The organism is Sinomonas sp. B1-1 (assembly GCF_050474465.1).
GTDB lineage: Bacteria > Actinomycetota > Actinomycetes > Actinomycetales > Micrococcaceae > Sinomonas > Sinomonas flava.
Window position 1 is genome coordinate 51,282 of record NZ_JBCHVF010000004.1, and the last position, 22,208, is coordinate 73,489.

The following is a 22,208-nucleotide window of genomic DNA, read 5'->3' on the forward strand; positions in this document are numbered from 1 at the left end:
GGCCCGCACCCTCACTTCGGAGCCGCCGCACAGGCGGATTGGGGTGGCCGCAGATACGCTTTCGCGTACCAGCCGGTGTTCCGGGTAGTGAGCGCGGGAGATGGACACGCAAAGGAGACACGACGATGAGCGCACCTCCTCGGTACTCATTGCCGGAAAGTGTGCCGGGGCCGGCCCAGCCCGCCAAGCCCCAGAGCGGCCTGACGCGGTGGCTGCTGGAGAAGCGGGTCCATCAGCCCGTGGGCCCCGAGGTCCCTGAGGACCACGGGCAGCAGAGCTGGTGGAAGGTCATGTGCCTGACCGGGGTCGACTACTTCTCGACCCTCTCCTACCTCCCCGGCATCGCTGCCCTGGCGGCAGGCGCCCTCTCCCCCCTGGCGACCCTGCTCATCGTGGCGCTGACCCTCCTCGGCATGCTGCCCATGTACCGCCGGGTGGCCAAGGAGAGCCCACACGGCCAGGGGTCGGTGGCCATGCTCGAGGACCTCCTGCCCTTCTGGCGCGGGAAGGTGTTCGTCCTCGTGCTCCTGGGTTTCGTGGCGACCTCCTGGATCATCACCATCACGCTCTCGGCCGCCGATGCCTCGGTGCACCTGATCGAGAACCCCCTCCTGCCGCATGCCCTCCTGGACGGGAAGGCGGTGCTGATCACCGTTGTGCTCCTCCTGATCCTGGGCGGGGTGTTCCTGCTCGGCTTCTCCGAGGCCGTGGCCGTTGCCATCCCGCTCGTCGCCGTGTTCCTCGGCCTCAACGCCGTGATCATCGGCGTCGGCTTCGCGGACCTGCTCGCCCATCCGGTCACCGTCTCGGACTGGTGGGGTGCCCTGAACGGAGGCGGCGGGCTGTCCGGGATCGCAGGACCCGCCATCCTGGCCTTCCCGCTCCTGGTCCTCGGACTCTCCGGCTTTGAAACCGGGGTGAGCATGATGCCCCTCGTCGCCTCCAGAGGCGATACGGTCGAGGAGAAGATGGCCTCGCGCATCCGCAACACCCGCAAGCTGCTGACCTCCGCGGCCGTGATCATGAGCATCTACCTGATCGGCAGCAGCTTCGTCACGACCCTCCTCATCCCGGCCCAAGAGTTCCAGCCGGGCGGGCAGGCCAACGGCCGGGCCCTCGCGTACCTGGCACACGAGCGGCTGGGCGGGGTGTTCGGATCCGTCTACGACATCAGCAGCGTGCTCATCCTCTGGTTCGCCGGGGCCTCGGCCATGGCAGGCCTCATCAACATCGTGCCCCGCTACCTGCCCTCCTACGGCATGGCCCCCGAGTGGTCCCGGCACATCAGGCCGGTGGTGCTCGTCTACACGGCCATCAGCATCCTCATCACGCTCGGGTTCCGGGCAGACGTGAACGCCCAGGCAGGTGCCTACGCGACGGGGGTCCTGGCCATGATGGTCTCCGGCGCGGTCGCAGTGACCATTTCGGCCATCCGCCGCCGGCAGCGGGGCGCCTCCGTGGCGTTCTCGGTACTGAGCCTGATCCTGCTCTACGCGCTGGCGGACAACGTCGTCGAGAAGCCCGACGGCCTCGCGATCTCCGCGCTGTTCATCGCGGGCATCGTCGTCGTCTCTCTCGTCTCGCGCATCACGCGCACCACGGAGCTGCGCGCGGACCGGATCGTGTTCGACGAGGCCGCCCGGCGCTTCATCGTCGAGTCGCTCGAGTACGACGGGCGCCTCAACCTCATCGCGAACCGCCCGCAGGCACGGGATGAGGCGGAGTATGCCGAGAAGGAGCTGGCGCAGCGAGAGATCAACCCGGTCCCGGGGGCCGCGGACGTGATCTTCCTCGAGGTGGACATCACGGACCCCTCGAAGTTCAGCGGCACCCTCGAGGTCCACGGCGTCGAGGTCGGGGTCTTCAGGGTGCTGCGCGTCCAGAGTCCTGCAGCGCCCAACGCCATCGCCGCGATCCTCCTGGCGCTCCGCGATGCGACGGGGATGCTCCCCCAGGCACACTTCGAATGGTCGGAGGGCAACCCGCTGGCGCACCTCATGCGCTACCTGCTGCTGGGCCGGGGCGACACTCCGCCGGTCGTGCGGGAGATCATCCGCGAGCACGAGCCGGACCCGAAGCGCCGCCCCGGCATCCACGTCAGCTGACCGCGCAGGCCGGCCGTCCGAGCCAGCGCGGCCGTGCCGCGGCACTTCTCAGAAGAACTGCTTGACCAGGATCGGCGGCGTGGTGGGCGCGGGCGAGCCGCCGGCCGGTTCCACGGTGACGCCGATCGCCGTCGAGGATCCGATCCCTCCCGTGAGCTCGTTCCACGTGGTGCCACCGCCCCCGGGCATGAGGCCTGCGGGCTGCATGGTGCCGGAGGTGTCCTCGAGCCAGAGCTCGTAGACGTGGCCGGGCGGGGTCGCGGGCATGCCCACCGTCATGACGCCGCCCACCGACTGCGTCTGCGAGTGCACGATGAGCATCGTCCCGCCGCCGGGCACGGTGACCTCCTGCACCTTCGCGTCGGGCGCGGCGAGGATGCGGCCCATCCCCGCGCTCGGGGCGCTGGCCGCGACCGCGAGCTGGCGGAGAGCGTCGTCCCGCTGCTTCTGGACCTGCAGGCCCCACACACCGGCGCCTCCGGCCGCGACGAGCAGCACGGCAGCCGCCGCAGCGAGCCATTTGCTGCTCGAGGGGAACCGTGACGCACGACGGCGGCGCTCACCGAGGTCGGCGACCGTCGCCCCAGCTCCCCCTCTGGGGGTCACCTCCTGGGAGTCACCTCCCGCGGGTGCCGGGCTTGGGGCAGCGGGACGGGACCCCACAACGTCGGGACGGGACCCCTCGTCGAGGACGTCGAGCTGGGGGGTGACGGCGATCTGCGCCATGAGCCGGGCCTTGAGGTCCGGCGGGGGCACGACGGGGGTCGTGCCGGCGGCGAGCAGCGCTGCGGTCTCGGCGAGCTCGCGCGCCTCCTCCGCCGTCGGGTCCCCGAAGGCGAGGGTGCCCTCGAAGCGGCGGCGCTCGTCGTCGTCGAGCGCGTTGAGAGCATAGGCGCCCGTCAGCAGGTGCAGCTGATCATCCATGGCTCACTCCCAACACGTCTCTCAGGCGGATCATTCCGTCGCGGATCCTGGTCTTCACGGTGCCCAGGGGAAGCCCCAGGGCGTCGGCGACTTCGCCGTAGGTGTAGCCGCCGTAGTAGGCGAGGCGGATCGCCTGCTTCTGTACCTCGGTCAGCGACTCGAGGGCCCTGTTCACCCGCTCGCTCTCGAGCGCCACCTCGACGCGGTGCTCGACGTCGTCGTAGCTCTCGCGGTACTCGCGGATCCCCTGGCGCAGGTCGCGGTCGGTGGCAGCCTGGGCGGCGCGGACGCGGTCGACGGCGCGGCGGTGCGCCATCACCGTGATCCATGCCCGGGCGCGGCCCCGGTCGGCGTCGAACCGCCTGGCCTGCTGCCAGACCTCGAGGAACACCTCCTGGGTGACCTCCTCGGACTGGGCCGGGTCGCGGACCACGCGCAGCACGAGACCGTGGACGAGCGGCGCGAGGGCGTCGTACAGGTCCCCGAACGCTGCCTGGTCGCCGCGGGCGACCCGGGCCATGAGCTCGTCGAGGTCCGGTGCGGGAGCGGCCCCGCCGTCGTGGTCCGGCATGTAGACCACTGTCTCACGTCCGGGCATGCGCCTTCCCCCTCGTCTCGGTGTCCTGATTCCGGCGCCCGCGGGAAAAGCGGCCGGCGGGCCGAGCGCCTCGCGCCCGGCCCGCCGTCGGGCTCTTGTGTCTGGGCTGTGGACTACTTCGCCGGCGGCAGCAGGACCGTGTCAACGAGGTAGACCGTGGCGTTGGCCGTCTTGACGCCGCCGCAGATCACGTTAGCGCCGTTGACCTGGAGCGAGTTCCCGGAGCCGGTGACCTTCACGCTCTGGCCCTCGACCGTGGCGTGGTCGCCCGCGATCGAGGCCGGCTCGATCTGGCCCGGGACCACGTGGTAGGTGAGGATCTTCTTCAGCGTGGCGTCATCGGTCTTGAGGGATTCGATCGTGGCCGCGTCGATCTTGGCGAACGCGCTGTCCACCGGCGCGAAGACGGTGAACTGGCCGCCGTTGAGCGTGTCGACGAGATTGACCTTGGGGTTGAGCTTGCCCGAGACCGCCGCGGTCAGCGTGGTCAGGAGCGGGTTGTTGGAGGCGGCGACAGCGACGGGGTCCGTGCTCATGCCCTGCACCGATGCGGGGCCGGACGGGTTGGCCTTCGCGTAGTCCGCGCACCCGGCGCCGACGAGGTTCGCGGCCGGGTCGGACTTCGACATCGCCGACGCGGATGGGCTCGACGCCATGCTGCTGGAGGAACTGGACATGGCGGACGACGACGAGGGGCTGCTCGCCGTCGTCGTCCCGCCGCACGCGGCGAGGCCGAACGTGCTGAGGGCCGCGAGGCCGACGACGACGGACGTGCGCTTGATGATGTTCATGGCTTCACTCCTGGGTCACGGGGTGGTGGCTGGCACCTGTACTTCGGAGCGGCCGCGACAGCGGATTGGACGTCTTTCAGCCGCCCAGCATCCCCCGCAGGGTCAGGGCGTTGCGGACGGCGTTCCCGCCGCCGTCGTTGTTGAAGTACGCGAAGACTTCGTGCCCGGCGGCATCCCACTCGCGGATGCGTCCCGCCCACCAGCCGAGGTCCGCATCCGAGTAGGAGCCGGCGTAGAGGTGCTGGTGGTCGGGGCCGTGGAGCCGGACGTAGACGTGGTGGGCCGTGGCCTCGAGGATGCACGGCAGCCCGGCCCCGCTCATGACGCAGTACGCCGCGCCGTGGCGGCGCAGGAGGTCGAAGACTGCGGGGTCGTGCCAGCTCGGGTGGCGGAACTCGACGGCCGCGCGGATCCACGGCGGCAGGCTGCCGAGGAACCAGTCCAGCCGGGCGTCGTCGCGCGCGTGGTGCGGGGAGAGCTGGACGAGGAGCACGGCGCGGCGCGGCCCCAGCTCGTGCCACGAGGCCGCGATGCGGGCCGCCCATGCCTCGGGGGCATAGAGCCGCTTGGCGTGCGTGAGGCCGCGCGGGGCCTTGACCGAGAGGAGGAAGCCTTCGGGGAGCCGACGGCGCCAGGAGGCGAACGCCGTCGTGCGCGGCCAGCGGTAGAAGCTTGCGTTGAGCTCCACGGTTGAGAAGGTGCGTGTGTAGAGGCCCAGCCGGTCCCAGGGCCGGGTTCCCGGTGGGTACAGGGTGTGCTCCCAGTGGTCGTAGCTCCAGCCCGAGGTCCCGATGTGCCACGCCATGGGTTCAGCCTAGTGACCGCATCCGGCGGACCGGCGGCCTCAAGCAGACTGGGCAGCCCCGCTTCGCGCAGGGCCGCCCAGATGCTCATTGCCGGAGGCGGGGATCAGAGGTCCTCATGGAGCCCCCGCTTGTAGCGCTCGGGGAGCAGGAGCGTCGCAATCGCCGACAGCACCACGAGCCCGACGCCCATGAGGGTCAGCGCGAGCGTGCCGTTGCTCGTGTTCTGGAAGATCCATGCCGCCACGAAGGGGATCGGGGCGCCGAAGATGAGGCCGGCGAACGTCATGCCGAGCGCCGAGCCCGTGTACCGCATGCTCGTGGGGAGCGACTCGGCGAAGAACGGCGCCTGGGTCCCGGCCATGATCTGGATGCCGCACAGGGCCACGGAGATGACGGCGACGCTTGCGGGGTAGTTCATCGTGTTCATGATCGGGAACATCGTCGCGGCCGAGACGCCCATGAGGGAGAGGCCGAGGAGGAAGGCCTTCTTGCGGCCGATCCGGTCGCTCAGCCGACCGCCGAAGATCGCGGCGGGAATCGAGATGAGGTTCGCCATGACCATGAGGCCGAAGGTGATCGAGTTGTCGTAGTGCAGCTCCTTGGTCATGTAGTTCACGGCGTAGGTGACGCAGATCCAGAAGAGGCCGGCGGGCGCCGCCCAGGCGAGCACGAGCTTGACCACGGTGCCGGGGCGGCGGCGGAGAACTGCGAGGGCACGGTCCTGGGGCTCGTCAGACTCGGCCGCGATCCTCTGGCTCTCCTTGAACGCCTCGGACTCCTCGATGCGCCGGCGGATGAAGACGCCCACCACCAGGAGCAGGACACCCATGAGGAACGGGATCCTCCAGCCCCAGGACTCGAACGCATCCTTCGAGAGGAAGGCGGCGAGACCGGTGAGGGTCAGCGAGGCCATGGTCTGGGCGACAGGAGAGCCCGTGGCCAGCAGGCCGCCGAAGAATCCACGGCGCTCATCGGGAGCATGCTCGACCACGAGGATCTGGGCGCCGGTCGACTCCCCGCCGAGGGCGAACCCCTGCAGGAAGCGGAGCGCGACGAGCAGTGTCGGTGCGATGATGCCGGCCGCCGCGTAGGTGGGGAGCAGGCCGATGAGGATCGACGAGATGCCCATGAGGACCAGGGTGAACATCAGGACATTGCGGCGCCCGATCCTGTCGCCCATCGCACCGAACACGATGCCGCCGAGCGGCCGGGCCATCATGCCGGCGCCGAAAGTCGCGAATGAGGCCAGGACGGCGGTGTTGGCGTCGAAGGAAGGGAAGAACAGGTGCGGGAAGATCGTCGCCGAAAGTGTGCCGTAGACGGCGAAGTCAAACCACTCGAGGGCAGTGCCGAAGGTGCCGCTCGCGACGGCGCGACGGGCACCCTTGCCGTCGACGGTCGGAGCAGCTGGCGTTGACGTCATCATCGGCGCGGGCTGGCTGGTCAGATCAGACATTGGGGATCACTCACTGTAGTGGGCCAATACGAACAAGCGCTCGTCCATAACAGTAGATGTGATCGCGATCTCACACAAGAGGTTCCGCTAAAACATCAGGACATAGGCTTCGGATGTCTTGAAACGAACAAGCGTTTGCTTGATACTGAGGAGGTCGGCTCCCCGACTGGAGGCAGCCGTCGAGCAGCCCACAGGGCCGATAGTGCCGCCGACGCCACCTGAAAGGACACGACGATGACCGATACCGCATTCGACATCAACCAGAACACCGACATCTTCCGCGTACACCGTGCCGCCGACCTCGCGCCAGCGCCCGGCCAGACCTCCAACGCCCGCCGCATCTCCGGCGTCAGCCGCGAGAACAGCGCCGCGGACCGCATCTGGTTCGGCAAGGTCTACACCGGCCCCGGGGAGGTCTCCGGCGCGCACCATCACGGCGAGGCGCAGACGGGCGGCTACGTGCTCAAGGGCCGCGGCTACATCCGGTATGGCGAGGGCTACGGCCAGATCGTCTACCTCGAGGAAGGCGACTTCGTCTTCGTCCCGCCGTTCATGCCCCACATCGAGGGCAACGCGAGCAAGACCGAGGAGCTCATCTGGATGACGACCCGCACGCCGGACAACATCGTCGTCAACCTCGAAGACCAGGACATCGTCGACCTCGAGATCGACTACCGCTCCTGACATTCACGTCAGGACGAGGCGGAGGGGCCGGCACGTGCCGGCCCCTCCGCCTTGTCCTGGCCCTGCCATTCCACTCTGGTCAGACCGCGGCGCCGTGTGCGCCCGCGTGCTGGCGGTCCACCCTCGCATCAGCGTCGGAGACCCCCAGTTCGCGCAGGGCGAGCTTGGTGTAGTCGCGGACGATCTCGTCCAGGGACTTGCGGCGCCCCGGCTGGTACCAGCTCGCGATATGGGTCGCCTGCGCCACAAAGCTGTAGACGTGGATGCGGGTGTCGATGAGGTCCGCGAGGCCGGCCCTCCCCGCATCCTCCACCAGGCCCCGCAGGAAGGTCTCATACTCCTGGCGCTTGTCCACGATCTTCTGGTGCGCGTCCGGGGAAAGGGAGCGCAGCTCGGTGTTGCCGATGAACACGGTCTGCGCCCGCTCGGCGTGGAACCGCAGGTGGGCTGCCAGCACCGCCTGGAGACGGTCGACGGCGTCACCGGTCGCCTCTGCGAGGGCCTGCCGTGCGTGTTCGAGGAGATCGTCGATGATCCCGCCCATGATCTGGAGCAGGAGGTCTTCCTTGCTCTCGATGTGGTTGTAGAGGCTTCCCACCTTGAGCCCGACGGCCGCGGCGACGTCGCGCAGGGACGTCGCGTTGAAGCCGCGTTCGAAGAACAGGCGGGCGGCCTCCTCGCGGATGGCCACCGCTGTCTTGCGTTCCGCTACGGGCATCGCTCCTCCTATTTCGCTGCTTCGTCCATGCTAGCTCCCGAGCGTTCGTTCGCCACGGTCCGCGACGATTCGCTCAGTGCACGAGAAGATGGGACGAGCCGGCGGCGGGCTCGTGCCCGCCGCCGGCTCATGGATGGCCCTGCCCTCAGGCCGGGCTGGCCTGGAGCTCGGTGACGGCCTCGGCGTTCCGCTTCATCAGCGCGGTGCGGCGCACGACGCACACGAGCTCGTCGCGCTGGTTGTAGCCGCGGTGCTCGATTCCCACGATTCCGGTGTCGGGCCGGGACTTGGAGACGCGCTTGTCGAGCGCCTCGGTCTCGACGCGGAGCGTGTCCCCGATGAAGACGGGCTTGGGGAACTCGATGTCCCGGAACCCGAGGTTGCCGAGGGTCGTCCCGAGCGTCGTGTCCTGGACCGGGATGCCGGTGACGAGGCCGAGGGTGAAGATGCTGTTGACGATCTGCTTGCCGTACAGGCTCTTTGCGGAGAACTCGGCGTCGAGGTGCAGCGGCTGGACGTTCATCGTGAGGGTCGTGATGAGGAGGTTGTCCGCCTCGGTGACGGTGCGGGTGACCTCGTGGCGGATGACCGCGCCCACCTCGAAGTCCTCGTAGTACATTCCGGCCATGGTCGGCTCCTTGCCTCTGGTGCTTCTCTGTCAGTTCGTGCCGGCGACGGCGAGGGCCTGCCGGGCGTGGTTGGCGTGGGCCAGGTCGATGTGGTCTCCGCGGTACGAGACCGCGCCGTGGCCGTTGCGCCGGCCCTCCTCGAAGGCCTCGACGAGGCCCTCGTAGTAGGTGCGCATGAAGTCCGAGAGCCCGTACTCCTCGTTGGCGACGGGGGCGTGCGCCGGGTGGATGAGCACCTGCCCGGTGTACCCGAGCTGGTGGTTGGCGTGCGCGAAGGCGCGCAGTCCGTCGAGGTTGCGGACCTCCTGCCACAGGCCGAGGACGATGCTCCGCAGGCCCGCGGCCCGGGCGGCGAGGACCACCCGGCTGCGCAGGAAGAGCGTCTCCTGGCCCTCCGCCGTCCACGTGAAGCCCACCTCGCGCGAGACATCGGCATCCTTGGCCGCGGCGGCCATCACGCCGCCGACCCGGGGACCGGAGAGGATTTCCTCGACCTTCTGGATCGATGCCGCGGTCTCGAGGGACGGGATCAGCTCGACGCCCCCCTGCTGGATGCCGTGGGCGAGTTCGGCGGCGGAGACGAGCGCGTCGAAGCGGACGACGTCGTCGCGCGAGAACAGCTTCGGCAGGAGGAACCCTGCGAGGTTCGCGTGCGTGACCTCGAGGACGTCCGCCCCGAAGTGCACGGTGTCCAGCGCATTGGGCCGCACAAGGACGCCCTTGTCCGCCGTGTGCGACTCGAGGGCGTCGCGGGCGTTCGCGCGCGCCAGGGCCTTGTCCTCGTCGGGCACCGAGTCCTCGAGGTCGATGATGACCGCGTCGGCGTCGGAGGCGAGGGCCTTGTCGATCCAGGCGCGCTTGTGGCCCGGGACGAACAGGAGGGAGCGGTAGGGCTTCATGCCGCGGCCCCCTCGAGGACGAGCTGGGTGAGGAGCGTGCCGGCGGCGAGGGCATCGCCGACCGCTGCGTTGACGGCACCGACAGTCCCTGCGGCAGGTGCCGTGATCGGGTTCTCCATCTTCATCGCCTCGAGCACGAACAGGACGTCGCCGGCATCGACCTTCTGGCCCTCGGCCACATTGACCTTGACGATCGTGCCCTGCATGGGAGCCTTGACGCTCCCGTCGGAGGCCTTGGCCTTGCGCGCCTTGGCGCTGCGGCCGGTGCGCTGCCCCGCCGCGCCGGCGGCCTCGGACGGCGGCGCCGCCGCGCCTCCCGCGGGAGCGCCCGGGGCCGCGGGCCGGTAGGCGGGATGCCCGAGGTCCGGGAAGACGGGGATGGTGTAGAAGCGGCCACCCACTTCGACGTCTTGGCGCGAGTACTCGTCGGGGTCCTCCGAGAAGTCCACGCTCTCCTCGAGCCACCGGGTAGAGAACCGTCCCTGGCGGAAGTCATCGTGCGCAACGATCGTGAGGGCTGCGGGTGCCGTCGTGGGCACTCCGACGATCGACAGCTGGCGAAGCCCGGCGGCGAGGCGGTCGAGGGCCTCGTCCCTGGTGGAGCCCCGGGCGATGAGCTTGCCGATGAGGCTGTCGTAGTACGGGAGCACCTCGTCGCCGGACTCGTAGCCTGCGTCGAAGCGCAGCCCCTCCCCCTGCGGGGCCTCAATCGTCTCGAGGGGACCGGGGGCCGGAAGGAAGAGTCCCTCGGCGACGTCCTCGGCGTTGATGCGCGCCTCGACCGCGGCACCGCTGGGCGTGAGCCGGTCGAGGATGGTCAGCGGCTGGCCGGCTGCAACCTTGATCTGCTCGGCGACCAGGTCCACTCCGTGCACCATCTCGGTGACCGGGTGCTCGACCTGGATGCGGGTGTTCATCTCGAGGAAGTAGAAGTCCTGGCCCTCGACGAGGAATTCGACCGTGCCCGCGCCGACGTAGCCGACGTGCTCGGCAAGGCGGACGGCCGCGGCGCCCATGGCCTGCCGAGTCTCCTCCGCGAGGCCGGGGGCCGGGGATTCCTCGATGAGCTTCTGGTGGCGGCGCTGCACCGAGCAGTCGCGGTCGCCCACGTAGACCGTGTTCCCGTGGGAATCGGCGAAGACCTGGACTTCGACGTGCCGGGCGTTGGTGAGGTAGCGCTCGAGGTAGACCTCGCCGTTGCCGAATGCCGCGGTGGCCTCGCGGGTGGCGGCAGCGACGGCGTCAGCCGCCTCGGCCTCTGAGTGGACCAGCCGCATGCCCCGCCCGCCGCCACCGGCGGAGGCCTTGACGAGGATCGGGTAGCCGTACGTGGCTCCGAACGCGACGACGTCGTCCGCGCCGGTGATCGCACCGTCCGAGCCGGGGGCGAGGGGAACCTCGGCGGAGACGGCGACGGCACGGGCCGCGACCTTCTCCCCCATGGTGGAGATGGCCTCCGCCGAGGGCCCGATGAACGTCAGGCCAGCGTCGGCGACCGCACGGGCGAACGCGGCGTTCTCGGAAAGGAAGCCGTAGCCGGGGTGGATGGCCTGGGCTCCTGTGGCGAGGGCGGCCTCGATGATCTTGGCCCCGTTGAGGTAGTTCTCACTGGCCGCGCCTGGGCCGAGGTCGACGGCCTCGTCCGCGAGGCGAACGTGCATCGACTTCGCATCGGCCTCGGAGTGGACGGCCACGGCGGCGATGCCGAGCGAACGCGCGCTGCGGATGACGCGGACCGCGATTTCGCCGCGGTTGGCGATCAGGATCTTAGTGAACATGGAGGGTCGTCCTTGTGTCGGTGGAGTCTGCGGCGGCGGCCGGGGAAGTCCGGCGATCGACGCACAGGTTCTGGGCCTGGCCCAAGGTCTCGATGGAGGTGGTGAGCACGGAATCGCGCCTGAGGTACTCCTTCGGGTCGCGGCCGTCACCCACGCCGCCGGGGGTGCCGGTCAGGATGACGTCGCCGGGACGCAGCGTCGTGATGGCCGAGATGTAGCGGACGAGCTCGACGGGGCCGAACACGAGCTCGCCGGTGCGGGACTGCTGCTTGACCACTCCGTCGACGCTGCAGGTGATCTCCAGGTCCGGTTCTGTCCCGGTCTCGTCGGCGGTGACGAGGTACGGGCCCAGCGGTGTGGTCGTGTCGAAGGTCTTGCCCTGGAGCCACTCGTTGGTCCGGCGCTGGAAGTCGCGTGCGGAGACGTCGTTGGCGACGGCGAACCCGGCGATCGCGTCCCGGGCCTCGGCCCCGTCCGCGTGGGCCACCGTTCGGCCCACGACGACAGCGAGTTCGCCTTCCCAGTCGACGGCGCCGGATCCGGCGGGCAGCACGACGTCGTCGTGGGCGCCCACAAGCGCATCCGCGAACTTCGCGAACAGGGTGGGGTACTCGGGGAGGGACCGGCCCATCTCGAGGATGTGGTCCCGATAGTTCAGGCCGACGCAGATGACCTTGCCCGGCGTGGGCACCACGGGGGCGAAGTCGGCCTGGGCACGCGGGACGGGCGCGCCGTCCACGTTGCCTGTCCAGTCGGGGGCGCCCGCCTCGAGCCAGGCGCGGACGTCGGCGAACCTCAGGGGCACAAGTCGGTCGCCGTCGAGCGCGGCGGCACGAGTGCCGTGCTGGGTGCGGATCGTGGCGAGCCTCATGCGCTGATCCATCCGAGCTGGGCCTTGAGGGCGCCCTTCTGGAGCTTGCCGGCGGCGGTGCGCGGGAGCTGGTCCGGGGTGAGGAACACCATCTGCTTGGGAATCTTGTATCCGGCGAGGTGCTCGCGCAGGAAGCTGGCCAGCTGGGCCGCCTCGGCGGTCTCGCCGCTGCGGAGGACGACGACGGCGCGCACCTCCTCGTCCCACTTCGGGTCGGGCACGCCCAGCACCACGGCCTCGAGGACGGCGGGGTGGAGGTGGAGGACCTGCTCGATCTCGGCGGAGTAGACGTTCTCCCCTCCCGTCTTGATCATCTCCTTGAGGCGGTCGCGGAAGTAGAAGTAGCCGCGCTCGTCGCGCACCGCGAGGTCCCCGGTGTGGAGCCAGCCGCCGCGCATCGCCTCGGCCGTGGCGTCGGGGCGCCCATAGTAGCCACTCATGAGCGACGGGCCCTTCACGCAGATCTCGCCGAGCTCGCCCGGCGCCACCTCGTTGCCGTCCGGGTCCTGGAGCTGCGCCTCCACGAGCAGGTACTCGGTGCCGATCGATCCGTCGACATCCGGGTTGAGCATGTCCGCAGGCTTGAGGCGCGTGACCATCGGTCCCGCTTCGGTGAGGCCGTAACGGAAGAAGAGGTCCGTCTCGGGAAGGGTCTCGGCGAAGAGCTGCTTGTCCGGCATGCGCAGGAGGCCGGCACCGGTGTGCAGGGCCTTGAGGTTCTTCCGGATGGCGGGGTCGGACAGGACGCCCTGGTCCATGAGCCGGCGCATCATGTTCGGGATCATGAAGGTGTTGGTGATGGACTCCCGGCCCACGAGGTCCACGACGGTCTCGTCGCTGAACTTCGGGGCGATGACACTCGTCGCCCCGGCCACGAAGTGCGGCACGAGCCAGCACAGGAGCGCCGCCGAGTGGAACAATGGTGTGACGATGAGTCCGCGTTCGCCGGGCCGGCTGCCCATTCCGCAGTCGTACATCTCGTTGATGGCATTCGCGAGCGCCGCCCCATGGGACAGGACGACTCCCTTCGGGATGCCGGTGCTGCCCCCGGTGTAGATGACGCACAGGGGCGACTCGGGCCCTGCGACCTCTTCGAGGGGGCCCGATCCAAGGCGCAGGGCCTCGAGCTCGACGCCCTGCCGATACACGGCGGGAAGCTCCTGCTCGGTGGCCGCGAGGATCTCGAGAGCCTCCTCGAGCAGGGGAAGGTGGGCTTCCTCCACGAGGATCGCCTTCGCGTCCGTCTCGAGGATCCCGTTCGCGAGCTCTGCGGGCGCCCAGCGCCAGTTGTAGGCGATGTAGACGCCGCCGCTCGCAGCGGCGGCGAGGAAGGCCTCGGCGTTGAACACCGAGTTGCCTGCCAGGACGCCGACACCGCTGCCGGGCGTGATCCCGGCCTTCCGCAGCCCCCGCCCCAGCTGCCAGGCCCGCTCGGCCGCCTCGCCGAAGGTCACGCGTCCATCGACGCCGACGAATGCCTCGCGTGCGGGATTCCGGCGGGCGTTCAGGCGAATCCAGTCTCCTATGGTTCGCATCGTGTGCCTCTCTGCAGCAGATGGTGCCTGTTCGGCGCCCGGGCCATACCGGCCCGCCGTGTACGAACAAGCGTACGTTAGAAATTGGTGGTGTTCAAGAGACCTGTGCGAGGCCGAGGCCGCGCAGGGCGAGCTGGCTGTAGGTGCGGCCCAGATCCTCGACACCGGACCGCCCCTCGCTCCGGTACCAGCCCGCAACGTGCGCCGCCTGGGCCAGGAGGCTGTACAGGTGCACCCGCAGGTCGAGCGGGTCGGCCGCCTCCGACGCCGCGGCGTCCTCGATGACGCCCGCGAGGAACTCCTCGTAGGCCTTCCGTCTCCCCACCACGGCCTCGCGGCCCTCGGCAGACAGGGAGCGGAGCTCGGTGTTGCCGACGAAGACCTCGGGGGACCGCTCGGCATGGAAGCGAATGTGGGCCGCCACGGCTGCACGGAGCCGTCTGGTCGGCGTGGCCTCTGCCGCCACCGCCGAGCGCGCCTCGACGAGCAGGTCGTCGAGCACTGCGCACATGATCTCTGTCAGGAGCGCTTCCTTGCCTTCGATGTGGTAGTAGAGGCTGCCGACCTTGAGCCCCGCCTCGGCTGCGATCTGCCGCAGGGCCGTCGCGTCGTAGCCCTGCTCGAAGAAGAGCCGGACAGCCGCGGCCCGGATGCTGGCGAGGGATCCGCCCTCGGCGTCGGCCGCCATCCGGCCCTCAGCTCGAGGCCGTCAGGTCGATCTCGACCTCGTCGGCGATGAACCACTGCATGCGCTCCAGGAACTCCTCCTCGTGCGCGAAGAGACGCTCCGCCTCCTCGCCCGCGTACGCAGCCCTGACGTCGGCGACGCTGTCGAACCACAGCTCCGCCATGCCGTTGAACGGCCACTCCTTGCGGTGCTCGATCGCGGGGTTCTGCCGGTACCGGCGGATCCCGGGGAGCTTCCGCACGAGCACGGGATGCTCGACGTTCCACTTGTGGAGGAATTCCTCCCGTGTGATGCCGGGCTTGGCGTTGAGCACGGCGATGACCTTGACCATTGCTTCCCCTTGCCTCAGACCGGTGTGACTGCCTGGCGACGCTCGACGGGCACAGCCTTGCGGCGTCCGTAGAGGTCGAGGCGGTGCATGAGGTCCGAGCGCAGTCCGTTGGCCGGGACGACGGCTTCGACGGCGTTGGCGTTGGCGATCTTGAACACGTCGATGCCCTCGGCGTACTCGGCGTGCTTCTCCGCGATGAACGCCTTGCGCTCCTCGGGGTCCTCGATCTCGTGGATCTGGTTGTAGTAGATGCCGTTGACTGCCGCGTCCGGCCCCATGAGCGCGGGGCGCGCGGTCGCGAGCGCGATCACGGCGTCAGGGTTCATGGGGGCGCCGGACATGGCGAGGTAGCCGCCGCCGTAGGCCTTGCGCACGAGCACGGTGATGCGGGGGACGCGGCACTCGGACACGGCGAAGATCATCTTGGCACCGTGCCGGATGATGCCCTGGCGCTCCACGGCGGACCCGATCATGTAGCCGGCGATGTCCACAAGGAAGATGATCGGGATGTTGTAGGCGTTGCAGATCCAGATGAAGCGCGCGGCCTTGTCAGAAGAGTCCGGGAAGATCGAGCCGCCCATGTGCTTCGGCTGGTTGCCTACAAGGCCCACCGGACGGCCGCCGATGCGCGCGAAGCCCGTGAGCATCTCGGGCGCGAACAGCTCCTTGTAGGGGAACCACGTGCCCTCGTCGACGAGGGACTCGACGAACTCCTCCATGTCGAAGACCTCCGCCTCGCGCAGCGGCACGATCTCCTCGAGCGTGCGGCCGGGGCGGGGCTCCGCGGGCGGCGCGATCGGCGCCGGCTGCTCCCAGTTGGACGGCAGGAAGGAAAGCCACACGCGGATGGCGGCGATAGCCTCGGCGTCGTCCTCGGCGAGCACGTCGCCGAGGCCTGAGACGGTGCAGTGCATCTCGGCGCCGCCCATCTCCTCGAGCGTGACCTTCTCGCCGGTGACCATCTCCGCCAGGCGCGGGGACCCGAGGTACGCGGTCGCGTGGCCGCGGACCATGATGGTCAGGTCGCAGAGGGCCGGCACGTAGGCCGACCCCGCCGGGGAGGGTCCGAAGAGGGCGCAGACCTGCGGGACGCGGCCCGAGATCTGGACCTGATTGTAGAAGATGTTGCCCCACGCGTGGCGGCCGGCGAAGCTCTCGAACTGCTCGTCGATGCGCGCGCCGGCGGAGTCGAAGAGGTAGACCAGCGGGATGCCCGCGGCGACGGCCTTGTCCTGGGCTGCGGTGATCTTCTCGAAGGTGCGGTTGCCCCACGTGCCGGCCTTGACGCTGAAGTCGTTGGCGATGACGCAGACCTCGCGGCCGTCGACGCGGCCGAAGGCGATGACGACGGCGTCACCGGGCAGCCCGTCCTCGAAGCGCGCCAGAAGGCCGTCCTCGATGTACTCGTTGTCGTCGAACAGGAGCGCGAGCCGCTCGCGGACCAGGAGCTTGCCGGAATCGATGATCTTGCGGCGGTTCTTCTCCGAACCGCCGAGCCGCGCCCGCTCGGTCTTCTCCGCGAGGAGTTCGTGGACGGTCTGTGGCCGCTCCGGCGCCGCAGCCTCCGGGGCGTTGGGGTCTGCAGCGTGCGGAATCGTGGACGTGCTCATGTGGGCCTCCCCGAGAAAGTCCTGAAAAAGGTTGATGACCCCAGTATACGAACAAGCGCTCGCTAGTCTAGTGTTGATCCTAAGGGCACGTAGCCTTCGAGAGACGCAAGGAGTGACATGCAGGCATTCAATGAGGACCTTGCCGCAGTCGGGACCGACTCCCCCAAGGGACGGCCGGACCACAGGTGGGACGCCCTCGTCGAGGGCGACAGGATCCACAGTCCCGGCATCACCATCACCGAGGCGCACCTCGTCCAGTGGGCCGGCCTGACGGGCGACTGGGTGTCCCTGCACCTCGACGAGGAGTACGCCTCGAAGACTCCCTTCGGACGCAGGATCGGCCACGGCCCCCTCACCCTGTCCGTCGGGCTCGGCCTTCTGACCCAGACGGGCTACTTCTCCAACGTCGCCGCCTGGCTCGGCCTCGACGAGGTGCGCGCCGTCCAGCCGGTCTTCATCGGTGACACCATCCACGTCGAGGCAACCGTCCGGCTCGCGCGCGAGACCAAGAAGCCCGATGTCGGCCTCTGGACCCTCGACTACACGGTCGTCAAGCAGGACGGCAGCACGGTCATGACCTTCACGAGCAGCTTCCTGGTAAGGCGGTAAGCACGATGACGATCTCCTCCCACGCTCTGGCCGAACCGCACGCCGTCGTGCGCTCCGTCCTCGCAGAGCACGCCCCCGCGGACCGGGTCCGCGAGTTCGACGAGGCCGAGAAGTTCGACCACGAGCTGTTCCGCGCGCTGGCCGGCGCCGGACTCCTCGCCGGGGCACTCGACGAGTCCGGCAGGCTCAACCACGCCCATCAGGCCGCGGTCCTGACCGAGCTTGCGGCGGGTCCGACCTCGATGGCAGTCGCGTTCGTCGTCCAGTACATGGCCGTCCAGCTCCTGAACGCGCATGGCACCCCCGCCCAGAAGGATGCCTATCTCGCGCCTCTGCTAGCAGGAGACGTGCACGCGTCGTTTGCGCTCAGCGAGCCCGACGGCGGCACCGACGTCGCACGGGCCATGAAGACCACCGCGACGCGGCTGCCGGACGGCTCGTATTCCATCTCGGGCCGGAAGCGCTGGATCGGCGGCGCGATGGACTGCGGCTACCTGCTCCTGCTCGCCCGCACGACGGAGATCGGGCCGTCGGCGATCGAGGGCATCACGACCTTCATCGTGCCCCGTTCGACGCCGGGCATCGTCACCCGCGAGATCGACACCATGGGGATCCGGAGCCTCGCCCAGACGGACATCTTCCTCGACGACGTCGGCGTTCCCGCGGAGAACGTGCTCGGAGAACCGGACCGCGGCTTCCGCCAGGTCATCGGCACCCTCAACGGCGAACGGCTCAACGCGGCCGCCGTGGCGCTCGGGATCGCCAGGGGCGCGTTCGACCTCGCCCTCACCTGGGCCACGTCCCGCGAGGCCTTCGGCCGCCCCATCGGCGCGTTCCAGGCCCTCCAGCACTCCCTCGTGGACGCGCGGCTCAAGATCGAGGCCGCCGCACTACTCCTGGACCGCGCAGTGAAGGCCGCCGACGCCGGTGACCCGAGCGTCGACGTCGACTCCGCCCTTGCGAAGCTCGCCGCCTCCGAGGCAGGCACGTTCACCACGGACGCCGGGATGCGGCTCATGGGAGGCTGGGGCTTCGCGCGGGAGCTGCCCATGCAGCGGTATTTCCGCGACGCCCGCCTCTACACCTTCGCACCGTTGACCGACGAGATGATCCGGAACTACCTGGGCGAGAAGATGCTCGGCCTGCCGAGGTCCTACTGATGCCGCTCGGGCTGGAGCGGCTCTTCGAGCCGGCAGAAGTGGGGGGCCAGACCTGCCCGAACAGGATGGTCCTCGCGCCGCTGACGCGCAGCCGCGCGCGGGAGGACGGCGTGCCCACGGCACTGATGGCCGAGTACTATGCCCAGCGGTCAGGCGCCGGCCTGATCGTCTCCGAGGGCACGGTCGTCTCGCCTCAGGGAGCCTCCTACGCGAGGGTTCCCGGGCTCTATTCGCCGGAGCAGGTCGAGGGCTGGAAGCCCGTCGTGGGCGCCGCCAGGAGCCGCGGTGCGATCGTCTACGCCCAGCTGTGGCACGTGGGACGGCAGGCGCACTCCTCCGCGCAGCCGGACAGGCTGCCGGGCTGGGCACCGTCGGCCATCCCAATCCTGAGCGCGCAGTACCGCTCCCCTGCCGGCCGCATCCCGTTCGAGGTGCCGCGGGAACTGAGCGCCGAGGGCATCCGTGGCGTCGTGGGCCAGTTCGCGACGGCTGCTCGGAACGCGCTCGAGGCGGGGTTCGACGGCGTCGAGCTCCACGGCGCGAACGGGTACCTCATCGACCAGTTCCTCAACGCCGGCTCAAACCAGCGGGCGGACCAGTACGGCGGCACCTTCACGAATCGGATCCGCTTCCTCGCGGAGGTCCTCGACGCACTGGGCGAGGTGATCCCTCTGGAGCGTGTGGGGCTCCGGCTCTCCCCCTCGTCCACGTGGATGGACATGCAGGACCCGGACAAGAGGGGCCTCTACTCCGCCGTCGTGCGCCTCGCCTCTGCGCGCGGACTGTCGTACCTGCACCTCGTGGAGCCGGGCATCGCGGGGTCGACAGAAGCAGCAGACGCCCGCGACACGGTGGTGTCCTCTGCCGAGCTGGGGGCGCTCTTCAATGGTCCGCTGATCGTCACCGGCGGCCACACCGCCGAGTCCGCGGCCGCTCGCATCGAGGCTGGCACGGCAGACCTCGTGGGCTTCGGCCGGCTGTTCATCGCGAACCCCGACCTGCCGTTCCGCTTCCAGACCGGGGCCGAACTCGAGCCGCTGCGGCGCGAAGGACTCTATGCGGGCGGCGCGGCCGGCTACACCGACTACCCACACCACCCTGACAACCCCCATTCCACCCGGAAGGAAGACCCGCTGTGCGCACTCTCAACACCCTGATCACCGGCGCCGGCGGAGGCATGTGCCGCGGCATCAACCGCCGCATCGCCGAAGCCGGGCACACCGTCCTATGCGTGGACCTCGACTCCGAGCGCGCCGAGGCCGCCGCAGCGGCCGTGCGCGGAGACGGCGGGAAGGCCTTCGCGTTCGCCGCCGACGTGACGAGGGCGGACGACGTCGCGAGCCTGCGCCGGGAGGTCCTCGAACAGGTGGGGCCCGTCCAGGCCATCGTGAACGCGGCCGGCGTACTGGACCGCAAGATGCTGCTGGACCACGACGCAGAGTCCTTCGCCACGGTGCTCGGCATCAACCTCGTAGGGCCCTTCGCGGTGATCCGCGAGTTCGCGCAGGACATGATCGACGCCAACTTCGGCCGGATCGTGAACGTCTCCTCCATCGCCGGCACCACCGGGTACCCCTACCCCAGCTACGCGGCGTCGAAGGCGGGCCTGTCCAACCTCACGCGGTCCCTGCTGATGGACTTCTGGGGCACTGGCATTACCGTCAACTCGGTCTGCCCCGGCGTCGTCGACACTCCCATGGTCATCCAGGAGGTCCGCGACCAGGTGCCGAACAAGGTCCCTACCGGACGGATCGTGGAGCCGGAGGAGATCGGGGCACTCGTCGCGTTCCTGCTCAGCGACGACGCGCGCAGCATCAACGGCGCCGACCTCATGATCGACGGCGGCGCCACGCAGATCTTCCGGCTCTTCGACCCGCAGCACGTCTGATGGCGGTCGAGGTCACGGGAGTCGGCCAGCGCGAGGCGTGGCTCGCGAAGCGTTTTCCGTCCGTGGAGCGGCTCGATGACGGGCTCTGGTCCGTGCCTGTCGTGTTCCCGGGCAACCCGATGCGGTACACCCTGAGCTACGTGCTGACCCAGGGCGACGAGTGCCTCGTCATCGACCCAGGTTTCGACAGCGACGAGGGCTGGGCCCAGCTGGTCGCGGGGCTCCGGCGCGCCGGTGTGGGCGCAGGCGAAGTGACGTGCATCGTGGCCACCCACTTCCACACCGACCACCTCGGGATGGCGCGACGGCTCGCCAAGGCCTCGGGCGCACCGATCGGGCTGGGGGCGGCCGAGCAACGGCACCTCTCGGTCTACGACGACGCCGAGCAGGAGGTCGAGCTGGACCGCGAGCGGATGCGCCTCTGGGGTGTGCCGGAGGGGCGGATCGAGGAAGCCGCCATGTCGGTCGGGGCGCTCGAGCACCTGCGGGACCTCGCGGACGCGGACTTCCGCCTCTCGTCCGGCCAACCGGTGCCCTTCGGCTCCCCTCATGGCGAGGTGCGGGTGGTCGAGACCCCGGGCCACACGCCGGGCCACCTATGCCTGGAGCTCCCGGGCCGCGAGATCTTCTTCAGCGGAGACCACCTCCTTCCCCGCATCACGCCCAACGTCTCGCTCGAACTGCGCGGCGACCCCAACCCGGTGTCGAGCTATCTCGACTCACTGGCGCTGGTCGAGCGAAGCAACCACTATGAGGTGCTTCCCGCGCACGAGTACCGGTTCCGGGGACTGGGGGTCCGTGCCCGGGAGCTCCGCACCGCCACAGAGGAGCGGTCGCTCCAAGTCCTCGAGGCCGCGTCCGTCCAGCGTGACCCCAGCGTGCACTCTGTGGCCCGGGACATCTCCTGGTCGCGTGGTTTCGGCTCGCTGGGCGGCCTTCAGTTCCGGCTCGCACTCAGCGAGACCGCCGCGCATCTGCAGCACCTCGCCGTGCAGGGACTGGTGGGGGGCGTTCGGGGCCTGCCTACGCTTGCGCCCCAAGTCCCCATGCTCAGGTGAGCCCCACGCCGGTGAAGCGCGCGAGTTCGTCCAGCAGGTCCTGCTGGAAGTGCTCATCGTGGACGGACGGGTGCGGCTCGCGGCGCCGCTGGTGGTGCCAGTAGCCGCCGCTCGTGAGGGCGTCGGGATCATCGCTGGTCGCGAGCCATTCCTGGGTGAGGTGCCCGAGGCGAAGGTCGTCCGGGGCTCCGCGCCCTCCCATCCGCGTGGGCACCCACCCCGGATCCACGGCGTTGCTCAGGGTGTCCGGCCAGCGGGCCGCGACGGCCGCCATCAGGGTGGTCACGAGCAGCTTGCTGTCCGAGTAGGAGCCCGTGGCGCGGCCGCCGCTCCAGTCGAGGCCAGCGAGGCGGGCGTGGCCGCTGTAGTGCATCCCGCTGCTCAGGTAGACGAGCCGGTCCGGCCGCCGCATGAGCGCGGTGAGCAGGTACGGCGCGACGACGTTGACCGGCAGGACGTCACGGCTGCCCGAGACGCCGGCGTTGTGGATGATGGCGTCCATGCGCCCCAGCCGGTTCGCCTGCTCGGCGACGTCCCGCACCTCCTCGAGGTGCGCCAGATCGCCGACGACGGCGTCGGCACCCGCCCGGATCAGCCCGTCGAGAGCGGAGAGCCGGTCGGCGTTGCGCGCGTGGACGACCACCTCGTGGCCCGCGCGGAGCAGCGTCTCGGCCGCCGCCCTGCCCAGGCCGTCGGCGGACCCCGTGACCAGGATCCTCATGTGCCTCACCTCCCCCACCCATGATGGCAGGACCGTTTGCGGCAGGGCCCCTCGGGTAGGTAGGCATGAGCGCCGGACGTCCGGGGCCGGTGCCTGACCTCAGGAGTGGCCATGGCTGCCTGCGACATGTGCGGAAACGAGTACGACAAGACGTTCACCCTCACCCAGGGCGACAGGTCGGGGACGTTCGACAGCTTCGAATGCGCCATCCACGCCTTTGCCCCCACGTGCGGGCACTGCGGGTGCCGGATCCTCGGCCACGGGGTCGAATCGGGCCAGGGCATGTACTGCTGCGCCCACTGCGCGCAGGCGAGCGGGGTCGAGGGCCTCGCGGACCGGGTGAAGTAGG

At 69.6% G+C, this 22,208-nt stretch carries 23 protein-coding genes; 8 read left to right on the plus strand and 15 right to left on the minus strand.

The window, feature by feature from the left end; genetic code table 11:
• Nucleotides 1-125: 125 nt before the first annotated feature.
• The gene (locus ACQ5BE_RS08785) at nt 126-2,105 is read left to right on the plus strand and encodes an amino acid transporter (RefSeq protein ID WP_430296663.1); all 1,980 of its coding nucleotides are present in this window, start codon (nt 126-128) and stop codon (nt 2,103-2,105) included.
• Between the two features lie 48 nt (nt 2,106-2,153).
• Here the strand turns inward: ACQ5BE_RS08785 and ACQ5BE_RS08790 are convergent, their stop codons facing one another.
• The 5 genes from ACQ5BE_RS08790 to ACQ5BE_RS08810 all read right to left on the minus strand — a co-directional run bounded on the left by ACQ5BE_RS08790 (nt 2,154) and on the right by ACQ5BE_RS08810 (nt 6,680).
• Complete coding sequence (locus ACQ5BE_RS08790) at nt 2,154-3,029, minus strand: anti-sigma factor (protein ID WP_430296664.1); 876 nt, start codon at nt 3,027-3,029, stop codon at nt 2,154-2,156.
• On the minus strand, nt 3,022-3,627 hold the full coding sequence (gene sigK / locus ACQ5BE_RS08795; RefSeq protein WP_425564402.1) for an ECF RNA polymerase sigma factor SigK: 606 nt from the start codon (nt 3,625-3,627) through the stop codon (nt 3,022-3,024). Before sigK ends, ACQ5BE_RS08790 begins: the two co-directional genes overlap by 8 nt.
• 113 nt (nt 3,628-3,740) lie before the next feature.
• Nucleotides 3,741-4,418 carry a fasciclin domain-containing protein gene (locus ACQ5BE_RS08800; RefSeq protein WP_208711084.1) on the minus strand — a complete coding sequence of 226 codons (678 nt, stop codon included), beginning with the start codon at nt 4,416-4,418 and terminating at the stop codon, nt 3,741-3,743.
• 76 nt (nt 4,419-4,494) lie between these two features.
• Nucleotides 4,495-5,223, minus strand: coding sequence for a DUF72 domain-containing protein (locus tag ACQ5BE_RS08805; protein WP_430296665.1), 729 nt, complete (start codon nt 5,221-5,223; stop codon nt 4,495-4,497).
• A gap of 104 nt (nt 5,224-5,327) precedes the next feature.
• Nucleotides 5,328-6,680 (minus strand): MFS transporter, encoded by a 1,353-nt coding sequence (locus tag ACQ5BE_RS08810; protein WP_430296666.1) that lies wholly within the window; start codon nt 6,678-6,680, stop codon nt 5,328-5,330.
• Between the two features lie 234 nt (nt 6,681-6,914).
• Between ACQ5BE_RS08810 and ACQ5BE_RS08815 the strand changes: the two genes are divergently transcribed.
• Nucleotides 6,915-7,364: a cupin domain-containing protein gene (locus tag ACQ5BE_RS08815; RefSeq protein ID WP_430296667.1), complete on the plus strand. Its 450-nt coding sequence runs from the start codon at nt 6,915-6,917 to the stop codon at nt 7,362-7,364.
• 79 nt (nt 7,365-7,443) lie between these two features.
• Here the strand turns inward: ACQ5BE_RS08815 and ACQ5BE_RS08820 are convergent, their stop codons facing one another.
• The 9 genes from ACQ5BE_RS08820 to ACQ5BE_RS08860 form a co-directional block, all read right to left on the minus strand.
• Nucleotides 7,444-8,082: a TetR/AcrR family transcriptional regulator gene (locus ACQ5BE_RS08820; protein ID WP_430296668.1), complete on the minus strand. Its 639-nt coding sequence runs from the start codon at nt 8,080-8,082 to the stop codon at nt 7,444-7,446.
• 145 nt (nt 8,083-8,227) lie between these two features.
• Nucleotides 8,228-8,710 carry a MaoC family dehydratase gene (locus tag ACQ5BE_RS08825; RefSeq protein ID WP_430296669.1) on the minus strand — a complete coding sequence of 161 codons (483 nt, stop codon included), beginning with the start codon at nt 8,708-8,710 and terminating at the stop codon, nt 8,228-8,230.
• A 30-nt stretch (nt 8,711-8,740) separates the two neighbouring features.
• On the minus strand, nt 8,741-9,610 hold the full coding sequence (locus ACQ5BE_RS08830; protein ID WP_430296670.1) for an HpcH/HpaI aldolase/citrate lyase family protein: 870 nt from the start codon (nt 9,608-9,610) through the stop codon (nt 8,741-8,743).
• Nucleotides 9,607-11,388 (minus strand): acetyl-CoA carboxylase biotin carboxylase subunit, encoded by a 1,782-nt coding sequence (locus ACQ5BE_RS08835; protein WP_430296671.1) that lies wholly within the window; start codon nt 11,386-11,388, stop codon nt 9,607-9,609. Before ACQ5BE_RS08835 ends, ACQ5BE_RS08830 begins: the two co-directional genes overlap by 4 nt.
• Nucleotides 11,378-12,259 carry a fumarylacetoacetate hydrolase family protein gene (locus ACQ5BE_RS08840; protein WP_430296672.1) on the minus strand — a complete coding sequence of 294 codons (882 nt, stop codon included), beginning with the start codon at nt 12,257-12,259 and terminating at the stop codon, nt 11,378-11,380. The genes ACQ5BE_RS08835 and ACQ5BE_RS08840 overlap by 11 nt, the downstream gene beginning before the upstream one ends.
• A complete protein-coding gene (locus ACQ5BE_RS08845) occupies nt 12,256-13,794 on the minus strand; it encodes a class I adenylate-forming enzyme family protein (protein ID WP_430296673.1) in 1,539 nt (512 codons plus the stop codon). The genes ACQ5BE_RS08840 and ACQ5BE_RS08845 overlap by 4 nt, the downstream gene beginning before the upstream one ends.
• Before the next feature lie 94 nt (nt 13,795-13,888).
• Nucleotides 13,889-14,482, minus strand: coding sequence for a TetR/AcrR family transcriptional regulator (locus ACQ5BE_RS08850; protein ID WP_430296674.1), 594 nt, complete (start codon nt 14,480-14,482; stop codon nt 13,889-13,891).
• Nucleotides 14,483-14,489: 7 nt separating this feature from the next.
• The gene (locus ACQ5BE_RS08855) at nt 14,490-14,813 is read right to left on the minus strand and encodes an EthD family reductase (protein WP_430296675.1); all 324 of its coding nucleotides are present in this window, start codon (nt 14,811-14,813) and stop codon (nt 14,490-14,492) included.
• Nucleotides 14,814-14,827: 14 nt separating this feature from the next.
• Complete coding sequence (locus ACQ5BE_RS08860) at nt 14,828-16,423, minus strand: acyl-CoA carboxylase subunit beta (RefSeq protein ID WP_430296676.1); 1,596 nt, start codon at nt 16,421-16,423, stop codon at nt 14,828-14,830.
• 117 nt (nt 16,424-16,540) lie between these two features.
• Here ACQ5BE_RS08860 and ACQ5BE_RS08865 point away from each other — a divergent pair, with 117 nt between their 5' ends.
• Genes ACQ5BE_RS08865 through ACQ5BE_RS08885 form a run of 5 tightly spaced genes read left to right on the plus strand, consistent with a single transcriptional unit; the run spans nt 16,541 to nt 21,138 of the window.
• Nucleotides 16,541-17,032 (plus strand): MaoC/PaaZ C-terminal domain-containing protein, encoded by a 492-nt coding sequence (locus tag ACQ5BE_RS08865; protein ID WP_430296677.1) that lies wholly within the window; start codon nt 16,541-16,543, stop codon nt 17,030-17,032.
• Nucleotides 17,033-17,037: 5 nt separating this feature from the next.
• A complete protein-coding gene (locus ACQ5BE_RS08870; RefSeq protein ID WP_430296678.1) occupies nt 17,038-18,192 on the plus strand; it encodes an acyl-CoA dehydrogenase family protein in 1,155 nt (384 codons plus the stop codon).
• Complete coding sequence (locus ACQ5BE_RS08875) at nt 18,192-19,349, plus strand: alkene reductase (protein ID WP_430296679.1); 1,158 nt, start codon at nt 18,192-18,194, stop codon at nt 19,347-19,349. The genes ACQ5BE_RS08870 and ACQ5BE_RS08875 overlap by 1 nt, the downstream gene beginning before the upstream one ends.
• Nucleotides 19,328-20,080, plus strand: a complete 753-nt coding sequence (locus ACQ5BE_RS08880; protein ID WP_430296680.1) for an SDR family NAD(P)-dependent oxidoreductase — start codon at nt 19,328-19,330, stop codon at nt 20,078-20,080. The genes ACQ5BE_RS08875 and ACQ5BE_RS08880 overlap by 22 nt, the downstream gene beginning before the upstream one ends.
• Entirely contained in the window at nt 20,080-21,138 is a 1,059-nt protein-coding gene (locus tag ACQ5BE_RS08885) for an MBL fold metallo-hydrolase (protein WP_430296681.1), read from the plus strand. Before ACQ5BE_RS08880 ends, ACQ5BE_RS08885 begins: the two co-directional genes overlap by 1 nt.
• Here ACQ5BE_RS08885 and ACQ5BE_RS08890 read toward each other — a convergent pair.
• On the minus strand, nt 21,131-21,859 hold the full coding sequence (locus tag ACQ5BE_RS08890) for an SDR family NAD(P)-dependent oxidoreductase (RefSeq protein ID WP_430296682.1): 729 nt from the start codon (nt 21,857-21,859) through the stop codon (nt 21,131-21,133). The genes ACQ5BE_RS08885 and ACQ5BE_RS08890 overlap by 8 nt on opposite strands.
• 111 nt (nt 21,860-21,970) lie before the next feature.
• On the opposite strand from ACQ5BE_RS08890, the gene ACQ5BE_RS08895 reads away from it, so the two are divergent.
• A complete protein-coding gene (locus ACQ5BE_RS08895) occupies nt 21,971-22,207 on the plus strand; it encodes a hypothetical protein (protein ID WP_208711082.1) in 237 nt (78 codons plus the stop codon).
• Nucleotide 22,208 lies beyond the last annotated feature (1 nt).